Genomic DNA, 15,535 nt, shown 5'->3' on the forward strand with positions numbered 1-15,535 from the left:
TTGGTTTGCGTGGGGAACAACGAAACGTGGACGATACTATCATCATGAAAGTAACATCCAAATCCACAAATACTGAGGTGCATCGCAGGAGCCAGCCATGCAACGAAAAAGTCTGATCGACGCTGAATGTCCAATTGCCCGCAGCCTGGAACGGGTCGGCGAATGGTGGAGCATCTTGATCATGCGCGACGCGCTGCACGGTCTGAGACGTTTCGACGAGTTTTCCCGCAGCCTGGAGATCGCCCCGAACATGCTGACCCGCCGCCTGAACTCCCTGGTGGAGGCGGGTCTGTTGGAGCGCCAGGCCTACAGCGAGCGCCCCTTGCGCTATCAATATGTGCCCACTGCCAAGGGCGAGGACTTCCGTGTCGTACTCATGGCCTTCGTAGCCTGGGGCAATCGTCACTACGCGCCCGAGGGCGAGAGCGTGCAACTGGTCGAACGTGAAAGCGGACGACCTGTGCAGCCCGTGATGGTGGATGTTGCCGATGGTCGTCTGGTGCCGTTGCAGGCGTGTACGGTGCAGGCGGGGCCGGCTGCCAGCGACGGCATGCGTCAGCGATTGATGGCTATGGTGGAGTGAGTCCGGCCTGGGGCAGGCTGCGCACCGCGGCTGCGGTGCCTGGCGGGTCGGCCTGGACGGTGGGCCCCGGAAAAATGGCGGAAGGGCTGAGGTTGCTGGGGATCAACTTGCCCGCCACGTAGCCGCTGTGGCTGATCAGGGCCAACAACAGCAGTGTGTTGTGCAGTTTCGGCAATACCTCCAGCACCCAGCTGCCGGAACCCAGGATATGGCCGACGGCGGCGCCATAGACAAACACCACCACCATGGTGATCAGCAGCATCTGCAGGCGTGGCAGGTCGACGATGGCGCCATTGGTCACGTCCTCGCCGCGAATCAGGTCGGCCAATCGTGCGTCCTTCGGGTCGCTTTTCATCAGTACCTGGCCCTTGGCCGACGGCAGTGCCACCAGGCTCTGGCTGTCGAGCAACTGCTGGCCAGTGGTTGCCAGAGCGCTATGATCTGCGGGTTGCTCGGCCTTGCGGTTCAAGGCCATGGGGGCAGTGACGAAGCTGGCCAGGCTGAAGCCCATCAATGCGATCAGGTTGTAGTCCAGGTCCACCATCAGCGCTGTAGTGGCGTTTCCCCGGACAATGTTGCCGATATACACCGTATACAGGGTGGCCAGCACCAGCAGCGTCCATAGGGTCATTTGCAGACGTGACAGCGAGTAGCGGTTGCGTTCGTCGATCAGTACTCCAAGTACCCGGCCGCGAATTCGCAGGCCGGCGAGGACGAACAAGACCAACAGGCCTGCCAGGCAACTGGCCCAGGCGCCCAGGCGCGGCCAATCGAATACAGGTGCAACTGCCAGGTAAGGGGGAGGACTGGGGTGACTCAGAAGTAGGGCGGCGGGTGCTCCGGCCGCAAGCAATACGGCCAGCGTACGCAGCAGATAGCCATTGGTCTTCATCGTGGCAGGCCCTCTCCTTGTGTAAGCGGTTCTTTGTCCCTGGTCTGCGAGGCTGCTCTTGTTCTCAGGCTATTTACCGTCGCCAGCGCCCTCCGGCCTATGGCCGCCGGAGCGCCTGCTGTTGGGTATAGCGAATCTTTTTCCTGGCCGTTTGCCGTTGGTCGGGTGCTTTGTGTGGGGGCGGTGGGTGTCAGCGAGCGCCAAGCCCGCGGCGCCAGGCCGGGTGGAAGTGTCGCCAGTGGGCGTCCTGTGCCGCAGCCAGAAGCTCGCGGTCACCCCGGGTATCGCCCCAGGCCCTGAGTCGGTATTGGCTCAATGGGCCGTAGACACTTTCCAGGCGCAGCACTTTGTTGTCGCAACGGCAGTTGTGGCCGGCGATGCGGCCGGTCAGCACGCCATCGATCACCTCCAGTTCGGTTCCGATCAGCCTGACGCCCAAGCGCGTGGCGAAAGGCTGCAGGACCAGGGCCGGCGACGCCGAGCACAGGGTTACCAGCGCCCCGGAACGCAGTTCCCCGGCTACCGCTTGCAGTCCACTCGGGCGCATCAGCCGGGTCCAGGATTTCAGGCAGAAGGCTTCGGCCTGTTGCTGGAGCCACGTCGCCTCGATGCCCTTGAGAAAGGTGCTGATCAGTTGCGCCTTGAGTTGGTCGCGTTCAACACGACGAGCCAGGTAGCCCAGGCTGGGCAGCGCCAGCTTGAGTATCCGTTGGCTGAACGCCCGTTGCCCGAAGGCAAACTTCAGAAAGGGCACGAAGCTGTCGTGGTGGGTGAGGGTGCCGTCGAAGTCGAATACTGAAAGCACTCGGTTGGCCTCGGCATTGAGTCCAACGGTGTCTGGGGGCAGCGGCTGTGTTTCAGCGTCAGCGTTCAGGGGCGGCAGGGCCGTAGGGGGTTGGGGCGACATAGGTGTTCTCGGTGGTTGCAGCCGCCTGACTCGCGGCCGGTATTGCCATTAATGGGTGCAGTTTACGCGCTCCGGCCTTTAGCGGCGGGCCGGGCAGCCGGCGGATCAAAGGCGCAGCATGGGCAATGGCTTCCAGGGGCGGATCAGCAGTTGTTTGAAAGACAGCTGAACCAGGCGCAGATGAAAGCCCGCATCAGGAAAGGCTGAAAATACCCGGCGCCGATCGTCCCGCGAGATGCCGAAACTCAACATTCCCAGCGACACATCTATCCAGTCGGCTCGACGAAAGCTTTCCACCAGGCTGTCTGGGCGAGGGGCGGCGGCAGTGAGCTTGTGGTGTTGTTCGATCATTGCCAGCACTTCGGCTTTCCACTCGGGCCTGGCGATTTCATCCAGGTGGGTTTCAGCCAGGCGCAGCGACGGCGGTAGATAGTCGAAAGTCCTGGCGGTCCAGATGCCCAGGTCGTGGAAAGCGCCGGCAATGGCCAGCTTCTGCAACTGCTGGGCATCGGCACTGATGAGCAGGTTGCAGAAGTTGATCACCCGGTACACATGGTTGCGATAGCCGGTGAAGTCCTTGCCCAATTCTTGTCGATAGCGTTGCAGCAATTCATCCAGCGGTTCCAATCGGGTCAGCAACATTGCTTCTTCCTTGCGGGACTGGCGCAGGGGCCGGTCGTCTATATCCAGGCAGGGGGTCATTGGCTTGCAGAGGTGCTGGCGCGTGCTCTTTCAACCATGGCCACTATGGTGGCGCAGAGTTCTTCCTGGGCTTGTGCGGGAGTGATTTCTCCCAACGCTGCTGCGTGGGACACCGCTTCGGCCGCACCGAGCATGGCGCGCAGCCCGGCCCTTGGGATCACGGCTTCGGCGGCGAAGGGTTCCAGAGTACTGCGGCACTTTTCCAGAAATATCGCCTGGTAGTCGCGCTTGATGATTTCCAGCTCCGGTGAACTGGCCAGGGCGGCAATCACCCCCGGGATTTCGCGGCCCTGTAGCAACACGCAGTCGACATAGGACGTGGCAATGACCGCTGCGCGGGCGGCAAGGGTTGGTTCGCTGGTTTGCAGGGCCTGTTCCATTAGCAGAGTCTGGCGCTGGTCGAAGTCCTGATACAACGCCGCCAGGAGCACCGCTCGAGTACTGAAATGGTCGTAAACCACCGGCTTGGTGACGCCGGCCTGTTCCGCCAGATGCCCCAGGGTCAGTGCCTCAGTGCCGTGCTCACGGACAATCTGCCAGGCCACGGCCATCAGTTGTTGCAAGCGTTGCTCCCGTGACAGGCGCCGTCGCGGCGATGAAACGGAATCGGTTTTCTGATTGCTTGACATGGCTATATACCAAAAGTAACTTATCGGCAGTAACTTACTAAAAGTATATAAAGCTAGATCCCCTAGCGCAATCCGTCCGCAGGAGTACTCGCCATGCATGCACTTGTTGTTGTCGCTCATCATGATCCCAAGTCTCTCACCCATAGCCTTGCGTCGCAGATTGCCGAGGGGCTGGGGCGCGGTTCCGGGCATTCATTGGAGATTGCCGATCTCTGGGCTGAAGGGTTCGAGCCACGATTCGGTGCTGCCGATATCGCAGTGCATCGAAGCCAGGCGCTTCCTCCCGCTGATGTGCTCGCCGAACAGGCACGCATCGACCGCGCCGATGCCCTGGTGCTGGTCTACCCGATTTACTGGTGGTCCATGCCGGCGCTACTCAAGGGCTGGATCGATCGCGTGTTCTCCAATGGCTGGGCCTTCGATTTTCGCGCGGATGCCAAGCTGGAGAAAAAGCTTGGGCGCCTGCGAGTGCACCTGGTGGGGGTTGCCGGGGCCGACGCTGGCACTTATGAGCGACATGGGTATCTCGACGCGATGCAGACCCAGATCGACCATGGGATCTTCGACTACTGCGGGGCCAGTGTGTTGACCTCGCAACTGATCTTTGACTCGGAGAGCGGGGATGTGGCGCCTTGCCTGGAGCGGGCACGAGCGCTAGGGCAGGCACTGTTTAGTCCCGCGGCGGTCGTCGAATCGGTGTGAGAGTGGGGATTGGGGGCGGGAACAGTTGTGCGGCGAGATTTCGTACTTGGCGTCACGGTCCGCTTCGGGAAGGGCCGGTTCGAGTTCCTAGCCCCAGCAACACCAGGCAAAGGTGGTCAGGCACAGCATCAGGGGCAGGGCGTCGAGAAAGTCATTCATACCAACACATTCCATTCAGGCAAGTGCCGGCAATTTAAGGTGAGCAATGTTGTCTGTCTGTTGCGATTCTGTGAATTTTCAGCGCATTTTCGTTTAAACCTTGACGGCTGGTCGCAGTACGGCGATGGCCAGCTCAGGCGCATCGCCGTGGAGCCTGGAAAAGGCTCGGGAAGAAGTGCTCTGAAATTCAAAGACTCAAAAAAAGTGTGGATATTTAATGACTTAGGTGATTTTATTTACGTTTTTTTCTTCAAAATATCTTGTTACAGAATGTACTGTTCCGTTACTATAGCTCCGCGTTCACCTACCACGGTTTATGCATTTTTAGTCCCAAGTGTCCATCAGCTACTTGGGCTTTTTTTTGCCTGAAATTTGCCGTCGTCACCGTTCTCGGCGCACTTTTCCCACGCAGGATTCGGAAACGGGCCCAGCATAGGGCCCGGCCCAGCAATCCCGGATTTCAGTGCTCCAGGATGTGCAGTCCTTCTTCCGCCTGTGGAGGCACGAAGTAACGGCAGATCAGCTCGAATTGCTCCTCACTGGTACTGAAGGGGTGATCCCCCTGGCTGTTACGTTCCCGCAGTCTTGTCAGGCAGATATCCTCATCGACATGCAACAGGTGCAATTGATGCTCGGCCTGAGCCTTATCTGCCAAGGCTCGCAACCAGGCGCGTTGGGTCAGGGTATTGGCGGGGAAGTCCAGCACGACATGGGTTCCCCCGCGCAACAGGGTGATGACCAAAGGCTCCAGCGCATTTTTCAGGCGCTGGGCATGCAGTACATAGTCAGCAACTGAATGAATAAGGCCCGGGTACAGCTGCGCCAGCCATTGGTCCTCACAGATCAACACGCTGCCGGGAGCCTCGGCCAATCGCTTGGCCAGGGTGGATTTGCCCGAGGCGATCTTGCCGCACAGCAGGTGTAGAACGGCAGGGGATGAATGGTTCATGCTTTTCTCCCGGGCTTTGCGCCTCAGACGATCGGAGAATGGTCGGGTTCAGAAACTGCGTAGCAGAACTGAGAGGTAGTTAGCATTTTTGTGTGTTTTTCGATACACAGGATCAGACGCTGACCTATTCTCAATAGGAAAAATCCACAAAATCCCACACAGGCGAGAAGCCATGCTCTCCACCAGCGAGCTTTGTCACATATTGGAGTCTGGCTTTCTCCCGCTTTCTTGCGTCTGCAGCGTGCATCCCAACGGTTCCTTGACGATCAAGATCTACGATGCCGAATCTGGCCGGGTGGACTTGTTGCTGACCGGTGTCTCGACCGCCGAACTCACTAGTGTGCGCGACATCTCCAACCTGATCGGCGAGTTGCGCACCGAACTCCGGGCTGGGCGCAGAGCCTTTGCTGGTGGTTTTACCAACTACGCCGGATAACGCCATCTGGACGTTATTGGTGACAGTTGAACATGTCATTCTGAACGCATAGCTTTGTGTCGTTCGCCCGGTATCTATGGCTCTTTACCGGTTCATGGATGGCGAGGTCATGTGTACTGGGCGAACTCTGTTGGCTATTGACGTGCTTGTTTCCAGCTCAAAGCCTGTAGTATCCCATCGCAGTGCCAGCATCTGATCAATGACCTGAGCGCGGCATGCCATGACTTTTTACTCTTCGATCTGTCCTCGCGGATTGACTCAATATCAAGGACGACCTCCATGAATATAGGCAATACGCCTCCCGCCAATTACACCTATGCGCAACTTTCAAAGGTGCTGGAAAACAACCGAACAGTGGCCCAGGTCAAAGGCCCTGAGGCGCCAGTGGAGCAGGAGTTTTCGACTCACCTGGAGACCGAGTTGGCCGCCTCCCAGGAAGACCCGCTCAAACTCAAACTATCGTTGCGTTTTCTGGCTGAGGCCTGAGGCCTGCCAATGGGCTGCTTCGCGCCGAACGCTTTGCTTGGTTTGGCTGGTGCCAGACTCGAACGAGCATGGGGCTGATGATAAGTCTTTATAAATCAGTTGGTTGGCTAATATCTCCATGTTAGTCTTGGCGCCGCTGAAAAAGTCGACGCAGTGTTTGGTGAGCCTCTCGAGGATGATCAGATCGCCGCTGTAGGCTCCTGATTTCCTGTGCTTTTTTACACAGGACTCAGAGTGGAGGGAGAGGTTTTTTTGCCTGCTTCGACCTTGCTTCACAAGGACTGGATGTATATATTCCACACCCTGCTTTAAGCACTGGCCGGCTTGCTGCCGATTGATTGTTCCAGTGTCGCGTGATCGCGCTACCGCCCGAATGGCGAAACTGGTAGACGCATGGGACTTAAAATCCCCCGCTCGTAAGGGCGTGCCGGTTCGATTCCGGCTTCGGGCACCATCTATTTCAAGGGCTTGCACGGTTTTTTTGAGTGAGCCTGATCCTGAACTGCTCCGCAATTTCAAATACTGCTCCGCAATTCACTTTGTAGGCGTGACCTTTTTGCCTATCCGTTTGCGGATGTAGTTCTCTGTCATCACCACCGTGGTGTGCCCGAGCTGATCTCTTGCTTGCAATATATCGCCACTGGATTCCGCTTTGTCGGTGCCGGCCTTCGCTCGCAAATCTCGCATCTGAAAATCAGCTTTTTCAACTCCTGCCGCCTCGCGCGCCGCATCAAACCTTCCCCGCAGCATACTGGTGGTCATTGGTTGGCCATTGTCCATCACAATCAGCCTGCTAGTGCGAATGGCCATCCCGGCCTTCCTGGCCAGTATTCGGTCAATCACCACCTTCAACTCACCGGTGATCTCGATCCTCCTTTTTGCGCCAGTCTTGCCCTGGTGAACAGCCAGGCGGTTATCCCGGATATCGCGCTCGTCCATCTTCAACGTGTCCGCGATCCGCTGACCAGTCAAATAGAAGAGGTCAAGAGCATCCTTCAGCGGCTGCACTGCATGCTCATAAACCGCTGCAAGTACTTCGTCCTCGATGTACTGATCTCTTCCAGCTTCCTTGTGACCTTTGACGCCTGCGCATGGATTGGCAAGTGCGGTGAAGCCGCTACTTCTTGCGAAGTTCCAGATTGCACTAAGGAGCGCTTTTTCGCGATTTGCCCTGACCGGAGCGGTTTTGCCTCGATGCCGTAGATACTGAACGACATGCTGAGGCTCGATCGCATCGAGTGGTGCTGGTGGATCATCAAAAAACTTGAGTAGTTGTTTGAGTTCCCGCGCATTGTCTTTCTGCGTCGCAGCGCTCTTGGTTGGCACCACCTCATGCATGTACTTGTCCGCAACATAGGCGAACGTGATAAATGCCTGGGCTATTGCGGATGATGTTCGACTTTTTTCAAGCTTTGCGTACTCCATGATTGCTCGGCCGTAATCGCTGCCGAGCGGGATCTCCTTTCGTGGTGTGCCACCTGCGTCGTAGTAGTAATAAATCGTGCCGCTCCGCTGCTTGCGCTTCCTGAGGCGGGTAACGCTGTCAGGATTTGTTGGCTTCCTTCCCATTCATCCCACCAGCCGTGGCTGCCATTTTGGTTTCTCGGTGATAACTGTTGTTTCGCTAGTCAGTGCGGAAGCAATGACGCAGGGCCATCCACTGCGCTTGATGGTGTGTCGAATGCCATTTTTCTTGAGAACCGCAACCTGGCCGGCCTTGGTCTTGGCCCCGGTAAGCGTGCATACCTCTTCATGTGACAGGAACTGAATTCCGTCCATGTTTTCCTCCCGCCCGCCATTGCCGGCAGGCTCCGATTGTTGAGTGGGGTGTTTCAGGTTTCGAGGTAAGCGGCTATGAACTGCGTCGCCGCTTCAGCGTTGATGGCGTTTCCGTAGGCGCGCAGGCGTCCCACTCGACTGGGAGCCCCATGAGCCAGCGGGAATGTGCCGGGTTCAACTGGCCGCCACTTTCCATCCCGGCAGAAGAGCCAGTCAGCATCTGCCCACAGGCCGTTAATCGGGCCGGCTGAGGTGAATCGCGTAGCAGGGCTACGGTCTCCGAAAGCCCCATCATTCCGGGGCGCGGCGCCACGTTGCCCTGCTTGACTGCATCGGTCGCCGTGCAAGTCGGCCAGCCTGCCAGGGTGAATGCCTGTTCGCTCAGAGGCTTGCCACGGCCCTGTTCGAGTCGTCCCGCCAAGAAATCCGGCGTTGCTGCCGCGCTTTTCCAATCCCTGGCCGAGGGGGTAGCCCAGCCGACCAGTTGAGCGCAAGTGTGTAGAGCCATTCCGCCCTGGCGATTGATCGAGTTTCCCGGCCCGTTTGTGTCCGTCACCTTGGGTGTTGGCCACCCAGTACGTCCTGTCTCGGATGTGCGGAGCACCGATGCCCGCAGACGGGAACGCAACAGCCCCGAAGGCATAGCCCATGGCTTCCATGTCAGCTTGTACAAGGTCGAGCCAAGGGTCTGCGTCCTTGCTCGCAACCTGTTCTCCAAGGAGCTCTGCAGGCTGGCGCTCGCGGATGAGCCAATGGAAGTGAGGCCAGAGGTGCCGCTCGTCATCAAACCCAGCTCCCTCGCCTGCCGAGCTGAAAGGTTGGCAAGGACAGGAACCGGTCCAAACAGGTCGATCATCTGACCAGCCGGCGCGGCGAAGGGCGTAGGACCAAACGCCGATACCGGCGAAGAAATGGCATTGGGTGTAAGGCTTGAGGTCATCAGGGTGTACGTCCTCGATCGAGCGTTCGTCAACATCGCCTGGGGCAATATGGCCCGCGGCAATCAGGTTGCGCAGCCACTGGGCCGCGTAAGGGTCAATTTCGTTGTAATAAGCGGCCATGGCTTCGCCTCGCCGGATGGCGTGAGGGTTGGTTTCGGGTTTGTCTGATCGCCGCCGGCGTTGCGCCGTGGCACTGTTCAGGCGTTCGCCCGGTCTATGTCCTTACCGTCCTGTGAGGGTGACTGCTCCCGGGCCGGGCGGACTCTTCAGATCAGCTCTGCCGGCACGCTGACCACGTCGCCCAGCTTGGCGGCTACGATGGCGCGGCAGGCAGCGATCAGTGGAGTACTGCCATGCCATGGGGCAGTGCTATCGGTCCATGCGCACGGGTCGCAGGTTTCATCCGAGTAGATGACACTTACACGATGCGCGGCTATCAGCGGTCCTCCACAATGCCAGCAGGTGGACGGGGCATAGCTCGATTGGTCTTCACCGCCGATGGTCAGGGCCAGCGACCCGAACAATGCGAAAGGTTCCTTCGGTTGGTCTTTGCGCGGCGCCATCATGATGGTCTTGACCCCGTCGACCTGGGCAACCGCCCAATCCAGCGCGGGCCCGACCAATTCAGCGGTCTTCACTTCGATCATTTGCGTCATGGCCTTGGCCCCGTGTAGATGTTCCATGCGAGGTAGAGCAGGGCGGGGAGGATCATGGCTGCACCTCCTGGGCCAGGGCTGCGTCGATGGCTTTGTCCAAGGCCTCGCGGGTCAATATGTCCTCATGCTCCGCATAGCCGCAGATCATCGGTGGCATGTAGTGGTTGCTGTCATCCTCTACCGCGCATTGATTGTCAGGGTCGCGCAGCCAGCGATACCGCTCGGCGTCCTTGCGTAACGCCTCGCAGTCAGCCCGCAGGCTCTGTACCGCCCGGAAGTTTGCGTTTTCACGCAGCACCTCGATCTCCGCGAGCAGGGCCAGCGTTACAGCTGGCGGTACAGCCATCCCGTAATCGTTCAGCGCTGCATAATCGCCGCTGGCGTTCTGTGCAGCCTCGGCCAGGGCCTTCAGCTTTTCTTTGTCGATGTTCATGGCATAGCTCCGCCATGCCGCTGCTGCGGCTGACTTGAATGTGGGGGAGGGGTGAGGTTTTCGCGGACGGAGTACAAATGTACTCCTGTCAGGGTTTATTGCCCTGGAGCTTCATCAGTGCATCGGTAACGTTGCCATAGCCCATGCCCCGGGCCAGCTGCCAGACCTCGTCGTACAGCTCGGCCTTGTACTTGTCACTCGTTGAGCTGATAGGTTCGGGCTGCTCGGCTGGGCGGGTGTAGAGCGGCATATCACGCGCAGTATCCGACCACTGAGGCGGACACACCGAAAACGAGCGACCGCGCCCAGCCAGGAAATTATCAACCTGGAATTCAGGCACGAACCCTACCGGCTCACCCCACCACTTAGTTAGCGAACCTACGCGAGTCACTAGGGCCGGCTCACCATCTGGCGTGTCCGCCCACCATTGTTCGCTATCGACATCTGCGGCAGGCTTGGCGAGAAGGGCGCGCAGCTGCTCAGATACAGAGGCTTCTTCTTTCGACAGCGCAAGCCCATCATTGATGAAATCATGCATCCAGCACAGCAGCTCACGCGGCACGCCGTCAATCTTTTGGTTGGTGGTCATTTTCCAATCTCCGCAGGGTCGTCAGTTCCTTCGATTTCGTCAGTTCCGAGGAGGCAAAGGCCTTTGAACTTGACCAGCTCTGTTACCGTTGCATAGCTCCCGAAGTGGAATGCGGTTCCCCCGGTCTCGGTGTAGGTTGCGAATGCTTGCCAGCTCCACACGTCCATGCTTTTCTTGCGCCAAGCGCCTTGAGCGCAATAGATATTGTCGGTACTCCAAGTAACCGCCAGACCGTTTCGCTCGGGAAATGCGGCCTGAAGCATCTTGGCCAATTTCCTGACCTTGTACCCAGGCCTAACCACGGTTCGCGTCCTCCGTGGCTTTGTCCAGGGCGGCGCGGGCTTGCCAGCCATGCCAGCAGCCGTTGGCATAGGGGCTTTCGTAGTAGTCTGGATGCTGTGGGGCACGGGTAAAGTCCATACCCTTGAACCGCGGGTGAACCTCAAACGCCGCCCGCTCGTCGCGCTCAACCGGCGCACCGTTGCCATTTTCAAGGTAGGCACATCCGTTGTCGTTGCAGGTTTCCACAGTGCGGGCGCCACATTGACCGCACTTCGGCGCGCTCGGCTCTGCGCTGGCGGATAGGGCGGCCTTCATGCGCTGATTCCAGCCGGGAGTGGCGTGCTTACCATCCACCACGTCACGCAGCAGCGCATCCCGCTCGGCCAGCACGCGATCAAACTGAGCTCGGCGCTGATCGTAGTTGTAGTCAGACTGGGCGCCCATTAGGTCCAGGCGCTTAACTTCTGCGCGCAGCTCTTCGACCTCCTTCTCCAGCCGCTTCGCTTCATCGAGCCATGACCGCCTCGACAGCTCGCGGTCGTTGTCGCTTAAGGTCAGAGCGTCTATCTGCTCGTCCTTGGTGTTCAGGTCGGACTGAAGGGCAGCTACTCGCTGCTCCAGGTGTTGGGTTTCTGTGGGCATGAGGCGTCCTTAGTCATTGATCGACTACAGTTGAAAAATCATTCAAAGGGAGCGCTGAAAAATGGAGTGTTTAATCTGCGGATCCCCAGCAATTCAGCTGGTGCTGGCAGGCCAATTAGTCGAATTTGATTGCATTGAGTGTGGTTATTACGGCATCCCGAAACTGGTGGTCGACGAGATGTCGTTGAAAAAGCAAAAGCTTCACAAAGAGCGCACTCGGACCTACTTGGCGATGCGTTCAGAGAATAAGCAGCCGCCTTGGATCACTCCGGTCGACATCAATATCCATCTGCTATTGGATGTGTCGATCGTTTAAGTCGCGGAGAGCCATATCCGTGCTGGATCGGAGGAATTACAGCGAGACTTCGCCGGTATCGATCTTGCGGAGTTCGAGCACTTCGATCTTCTGCGTACCGTCGGTGATCACCCAGCAGGGCAGCTCAAGGTTTCGAAAAGTGCCGTGGTAGTTCCGGTACGCGCCGAGCGCAGCCTTGCGGAAGGAGTCGGCCACGACCTTGCCGATCGGCATCGGGCTGCCCCCCCCAGTAGGCTCAGCTCGAAAACAGATGTGTTGGAGATGCGTTTCTCTGCTGCGCGGATAGTGCCCGGGAAAAGCTGGAACTCCCGGGCTACCTCGATCACACGCTTGTAGATCAGGGCGTCGTGGATCTGCTGGTCGCGGGCGCCGTTACGCAGGCCCGCGTAGATGACTGCTTGCATAGGTTTCCTCCGGGCAGCCGATGGCCGTGGCCTGGCTGGTGTAATTCGTTGATGGGGGCGGGTCTATTTCTTCTGGTAGGTCTTGGTCAGTGCCGCGTTCACCGTATTTCCGCGCTTGAGCACGACATTCGCCAGGGCGGCACGGTCCTTCTGGCTGTGACTGGCCTGTCTGAGCAGGCCGAAGTAGCTGTTGGCGGTTTCGCGCAGATCCTCGGTCGGTGCCGCAGCTGTTCGCTTCAGTGCCTGGGCCAGTGATCGCTTACGAGTGGTTCGCCGCCAGGGCTTGATCACATGCCCAACGAAGTCGACGCCGCGATCTACCGGCTGGAGGATGGTCTTCGCCGGGTTCAGTTTTGCACCGAGGCTCGGCAGGAACGCTTCAACCTCTGCCAGCCAGGCGTTGAGCTGTCGCGGCGACTCATGCAGGAACACGAAGTCATCGACGTAGCGGACGTAATGTTTGGCGCCGAGCTTGTGCTTGGCGAACTGGTCCAGCGCGTCGAGGTAGACGTTGGCGAAGAACTGCGACGACAGGTTGCCGATCGGCAGACCGAGGTGAGCAGGCTGCGCGGTGAGGCGCTTGTGCTGCGGCACCCGGTTGAACAGGTGGGCGGGGCTGCGCACCTCGTAGTCTTCGCGCGGGTCATGCATCAGAATTTGTTCAACGAGGGCCAACCACCAGGGTTCGGTGATCTTGGCAGCCAACTGCCGGCGCAGGACCTCTTTATCGATCGCAACGAAGAAATTCGCCAGGTCGCACTTCAGGTAGAAGATTGGTTTCGACCAGTTCTGGCTGGCACTGCGGATCTTCGCCTCAAGCCGTTTCGCGGCATACAGCGTGCCGCGCCCTGGAATGCATGCGCAACTGTCCGCTATGAAGCTGCGCTCGATCCGTGGACCGATGTGGTTGTAGAGCAGGTGGTGCACCACGCGATCCCGGAATGCTGCTGCCCATACTTCCCGGGCTTTCGGTCGGGTGACCACGAAACAAATGGATCGGCCTGGCCGGTAAGTGCCGGCAATCAGGTCGTCGTGCAGATCCAGCAAGTTGATCTCCATGTCCTTCTCGAACAGCCGGGCACTTGCGGAATTCCGCTTGTTGCGTCGGCAATCGTAGTAGGCCTGGACGAGATCCTCGAACTGGAAGGGAGCAACACTTAAATCTGCGGACAGGGCGCGCGAGCCGCTCGTTGTTCTTGTCGTTGTTGTTGAGCCAGCCATCTTCAAAGTCCATGTTGTAGGCGTTGTTGGCGGAGCGCTGCGACCTGTCGAGCTATCTACGTCGCCAAGCCGAAGGCATTGCCGATCAGCTTGGAAACTGCACCAGACCTACGCGGACGCTTTAGGCCGGCGGTATCTGTGATGTGCATGGCGGTGACCCATAGGTCAGCGGCTCGACCAGATTTGGCGTACAGGCAAAAGGGTCTTGACCCTCAAGCAGCGGACGCGGTTGCGGACTTCTTCCAAGCATTCGCCTGGCGGCCAACTGAGGCCGTCATCATCATTGCCTTGGCATGCTGGCCCTTGCTGATCAACCCTCGGTTGGTGAGGGCGCGCAGCAAGTAGTTCAGCATCCAAATGCTTTCCAGTAGCAGGTTGATATGGGGCAGCTTGTCCCTGGTCATATTGGCCCGACCGATCAGGACCAGCACTTCTAGGCATTCATCGCGAATCTTTTCTCCGGCCAGTCGCTTTAGGTCGCGCGGAATATTGCGCACCAAATCAAGCGAAAACCCGAACAACTCTTCGGCTACCTTGTGGATTTCCAGCTCCGTATGCAGTGCCATCCCTGGCCTCCTGAAAAGCGAGGGCGCTACCGCGCCCATGAATGAAGAATTGAATGATCAAATAAACTTTCTGCGGACAGGGCGCGCGAGCCGCTCGAGGCTCTTGCCGGTGCCGTCGAGCCAGCCATCTTCAAAGTCCATGGAGTAGGCGTAGTTGGCGGAGCGCTGCGAGCTCGTCCAGTGGTAGGTCTGGGTGAACGCCTCAGGCACGGTTATTTCGAGGAAGGACGCCTCCCGGCGCGCCATCAGGTAGAAGTCCTTGTGTCCGTCGCGCTCGAACGCTGTGCAGAACTGGGCTGCCGGGTGCGAGGTGTCGGCGCTCACCAGGTCGGCAGTATTTGCCTGTCCATCCCATGGGCTGTTGGCGCCGTTCAGCTCATCGCCGTAGCCGCCCCACTCATGCGAGACCTCTGCATCGCTTCCAGTCGGTACGATCAGGTAGTAGGGCTTGTCGCCTCCGGGGAACAGGCCGCCGTTCACACCGCCTTCACCTGGCCAGTATTCGCCAACTGCGGGGATGGCGGCTGCGCCTTCGGTGGTGATCTGTGGCTTTCCGGTCAACTCGGTAAGAACCTGAAGCGCTAGGGCTGCATTAGGAGTGGACAGGTGGGTATCGCCGTTACTTACGGTAATCAGTTGCATGGGATGCTCCTGTGAGCGAAGTGGGACGCAGGCGGCCGGCGCTTCCCGACAAGCTTCTGGTCTGAGCGCCATCCTGACGCTCCCGGGAATCACCTGCGAAAAATCAATGAAGGAATGAGTTACTGAATGATGAGGCTGCGGACAGGGCGCGCGAGCCGCTCGTGGCCCTTGGCGCCGGTGTAGAGCCAGCCACCTTCAAAGTCCACGTAGTAGGCGCCGTGGGCGGAGCGCTGCGTACTCAGCCAGTGGTAGCGATCTTCGCGCAGCTCTAACAGGCCATCAGCCTTGGCGGCCATCAGCAACTGGCCTTCCAGGCAAGAAGGGATGAAGCCATCCAGTTCGAGGGCCTTCACTGCGATCACGCTGCCAGCCTCGGCCATGGCCCGGGTATTGGCTTCGCCGTCGCTGTAGCTGCCTGCGCCTTTGATCTCGACGCCGTACTCGCCCCACGGGCCGCTGAGCTCGTCAGGCAGAAGGATCAGGGCGCGCTCGCCGCCGTTGAGCCAGTAGCGGGTGACGAACACACCGCCGCCCAGAGGTTGGCCGCGCTCAGGGAGTTCGGCTGCGAGTACTGTTTGCTGTGCTTGCTTGGTCATGGGGTTACTCCGGATAAGTGCCG

At 58.9% G+C, this 15,535-nt stretch carries 24 protein-coding genes and 1 tRNA gene; 7 read left to right on the plus strand and 18 right to left on the minus strand.

Annotation, left to right across the window (positions count from 1 at the left end; all coding sequences use genetic code 11):
* Positions 1 to 97: 97 nt before the first annotated feature.
* Positions 98 to 583, plus strand: a complete 486-nt coding sequence (locus tag FW796_RS25815; protein ID WP_346635489.1) for a winged helix-turn-helix transcriptional regulator — start codon at positions 98 to 100, stop codon at positions 581 to 583.
* Here FW796_RS25815 and FW796_RS25820 read toward each other — a convergent pair.
* The 4 genes from FW796_RS25820 to FW796_RS25835 form a co-directional block, all read right to left on the minus strand.
* A complete protein-coding gene (locus FW796_RS25820; protein WP_446440293.1) occupies positions 570 to 1,475 on the minus strand; it encodes a hypothetical protein in 906 nt (301 codons plus the stop codon). The two genes, FW796_RS25815 and FW796_RS25820, sit on opposite strands and share 14 nt — an antisense overlap.
* A 190-nt stretch (positions 1,476 to 1,665) precedes the next feature.
* On the minus strand, positions 1,666 to 2,382 hold the full coding sequence (locus FW796_RS25825; protein WP_346635487.1) for an HAD family hydrolase: 717 nt from the start codon (positions 2,380 to 2,382) through the stop codon (positions 1,666 to 1,668).
* A gap of 105 nt (positions 2,383 to 2,487) precedes the next feature.
* Positions 2,488 to 3,024, minus strand: coding sequence for a hypothetical protein (locus FW796_RS25830; RefSeq protein ID WP_346635486.1), 537 nt, complete (start codon positions 3,022 to 3,024; stop codon positions 2,488 to 2,490).
* A 56-nt stretch (positions 3,025 to 3,080) separates the two neighbouring features.
* On the minus strand, positions 3,081 to 3,713 hold the full coding sequence (locus FW796_RS25835; RefSeq protein WP_346635485.1) for a TetR/AcrR family transcriptional regulator: 633 nt from the start codon (positions 3,711 to 3,713) through the stop codon (positions 3,081 to 3,083).
* 93 nt (positions 3,714 to 3,806) lie between these two features.
* On the opposite strand from FW796_RS25835, the gene FW796_RS25840 reads away from it, so the two are divergent.
* Together FW796_RS25840 and FW796_RS25845 are read left to right on the plus strand one after the other, a co-directional pair.
* Positions 3,807 to 4,415: an NAD(P)H-dependent oxidoreductase gene (locus FW796_RS25840; protein WP_446440294.1), complete on the plus strand. Its 609-nt coding sequence runs from the start codon at positions 3,807 to 3,809 to the stop codon at positions 4,413 to 4,415.
* A gap of 27 nt (positions 4,416 to 4,442) precedes the next feature.
* Positions 4,443 to 4,943 (plus strand): hypothetical protein, encoded by a 501-nt coding sequence (locus FW796_RS25845; RefSeq protein WP_346635483.1) that lies wholly within the window; start codon positions 4,443 to 4,445, stop codon positions 4,941 to 4,943.
* 91 nt (positions 4,944 to 5,034) lie between these two features.
* Here the strand turns inward: FW796_RS25845 and FW796_RS25850 are convergent, their stop codons facing one another.
* Complete coding sequence (locus tag FW796_RS25850; protein ID WP_446440295.1) at positions 5,035 to 5,523, minus strand: AAA family ATPase; 489 nt, start codon at positions 5,521 to 5,523, stop codon at positions 5,035 to 5,037.
* Positions 5,524 to 5,695: 172 nt separating this feature from the next.
* On the opposite strand from FW796_RS25850, the gene FW796_RS25855 reads away from it, so the two are divergent.
* The 3 genes from FW796_RS25855 (at position 5,696) to FW796_RS25865 (ending at position 6,899) form a co-directional block, all read left to right on the plus strand.
* Complete coding sequence (locus FW796_RS25855; protein WP_346635481.1) at positions 5,696 to 5,959, plus strand: DUF1652 domain-containing protein; 264 nt, start codon at positions 5,696 to 5,698, stop codon at positions 5,957 to 5,959.
* 279 nt (positions 5,960 to 6,238) lie between these two features.
* On the plus strand, positions 6,239 to 6,445 hold the full coding sequence (locus FW796_RS25860; protein WP_346635480.1) for a hypothetical protein: 207 nt from the start codon (positions 6,239 to 6,241) through the stop codon (positions 6,443 to 6,445).
* A 367-nt stretch (positions 6,446 to 6,812) separates the two neighbouring features.
* Positions 6,813 to 6,899: transfer RNA gene (locus tag FW796_RS25865), tRNA-Leu, on the plus strand.
* Positions 6,900 to 6,979: 80 nt separating this feature from the next.
* Here FW796_RS25865 and FW796_RS25870 read toward each other — a convergent pair.
* The 8 genes from FW796_RS25870 to FW796_RS25905 form a co-directional block, all read right to left on the minus strand.
* Entirely contained in the window at positions 6,980 to 8,014 is a 1,035-nt protein-coding gene (locus FW796_RS25870) for a site-specific integrase (RefSeq protein ID WP_265533571.1), read from the minus strand.
* On the minus strand, positions 8,015 to 8,224 hold the full coding sequence (locus tag FW796_RS25875; protein WP_265533570.1) for a DUF4224 domain-containing protein: 210 nt from the start codon (positions 8,222 to 8,224) through the stop codon (positions 8,015 to 8,017). It abuts the gene before it with no gap.
* 53 nt (positions 8,225 to 8,277) lie between these two features.
* Positions 8,278 to 9,285 (minus strand): DNA cytosine methyltransferase, encoded by a 1,008-nt coding sequence (locus FW796_RS25880; RefSeq protein WP_446440296.1) that lies wholly within the window; start codon positions 9,283 to 9,285, stop codon positions 8,278 to 8,280.
* Between the two features lie 146 nt (positions 9,286 to 9,431).
* Positions 9,432 to 9,812, minus strand: coding sequence for a phage protein NinX family protein (locus FW796_RS25885; RefSeq protein WP_446440369.1), 381 nt, complete (start codon positions 9,810 to 9,812; stop codon positions 9,432 to 9,434).
* Positions 9,813 to 9,873: 61 nt separating this feature from the next.
* Complete coding sequence (locus FW796_RS25890) at positions 9,874 to 10,254, minus strand: hypothetical protein (RefSeq protein WP_446440297.1); 381 nt, start codon at positions 10,252 to 10,254, stop codon at positions 9,874 to 9,876.
* 88 nt (positions 10,255 to 10,342) lie between these two features.
* On the minus strand, positions 10,343 to 10,843 hold the full coding sequence (locus FW796_RS25895; RefSeq protein WP_446440298.1) for a hypothetical protein: 501 nt from the start codon (positions 10,841 to 10,843) through the stop codon (positions 10,343 to 10,345).
* Positions 10,840 to 11,115, minus strand: coding sequence for a hypothetical protein (locus FW796_RS25900; protein WP_446440299.1), 276 nt, complete (start codon positions 11,113 to 11,115; stop codon positions 10,840 to 10,842). The genes FW796_RS25895 and FW796_RS25900 overlap by 4 nt, the downstream gene beginning before the upstream one ends.
* A gap of 22 nt (positions 11,116 to 11,137) precedes the next feature.
* On the minus strand, positions 11,138 to 11,767 hold the full coding sequence (locus FW796_RS25905) for a hypothetical protein (protein ID WP_446440300.1): 630 nt from the start codon (positions 11,765 to 11,767) through the stop codon (positions 11,138 to 11,140).
* Positions 11,768 to 11,828: 61 nt separating this feature from the next.
* Between FW796_RS25905 and FW796_RS25910 the strand changes: the two genes are divergently transcribed.
* Positions 11,829 to 12,083, plus strand: a complete 255-nt coding sequence (locus FW796_RS25910; protein WP_404941629.1) for a hypothetical protein — start codon at positions 11,829 to 11,831, stop codon at positions 12,081 to 12,083.
* Between the two features lie 36 nt (positions 12,084 to 12,119).
* Here the strand turns inward: FW796_RS25910 and FW796_RS25915 are convergent, their stop codons facing one another.
* The 5 genes from FW796_RS25915 to FW796_RS25935 form a co-directional block, all read right to left on the minus strand.
* Positions 12,120 to 12,296, minus strand: coding sequence for a hypothetical protein (locus FW796_RS25915; RefSeq protein WP_402886019.1), 177 nt, complete (start codon positions 12,294 to 12,296; stop codon positions 12,120 to 12,122).
* A gap of 254 nt (positions 12,297 to 12,550) precedes the next feature.
* Positions 12,551 to 13,708: a reverse transcriptase domain-containing protein gene (locus FW796_RS25920; protein ID WP_446440301.1), complete on the minus strand. Its 1,158-nt coding sequence runs from the start codon at positions 13,706 to 13,708 to the stop codon at positions 12,551 to 12,553.
* Positions 13,709 to 13,920: 212 nt separating this feature from the next.
* The gene (locus tag FW796_RS25925; protein ID WP_446440302.1) at positions 13,921 to 14,274 is read right to left on the minus strand and encodes a four helix bundle protein; all 354 of its coding nucleotides are present in this window, start codon (positions 14,272 to 14,274) and stop codon (positions 13,921 to 13,923) included.
* A gap of 57 nt (positions 14,275 to 14,331) precedes the next feature.
* A complete protein-coding gene (locus FW796_RS25930) occupies positions 14,332 to 14,916 on the minus strand; it encodes a DUF1566 domain-containing protein (protein WP_446440303.1) in 585 nt (194 codons plus the stop codon).
* A 119-nt stretch (positions 14,917 to 15,035) separates the two neighbouring features.
* On the minus strand, positions 15,036 to 15,512 hold the full coding sequence (locus FW796_RS25935; RefSeq protein ID WP_446440304.1) for a hypothetical protein: 477 nt from the start codon (positions 15,510 to 15,512) through the stop codon (positions 15,036 to 15,038).
* Positions 15,513 to 15,535: the final 23 nt, after the last annotated feature.

This window comes from Pseudomonas sp. 910_21, from assembly GCF_052850735.1.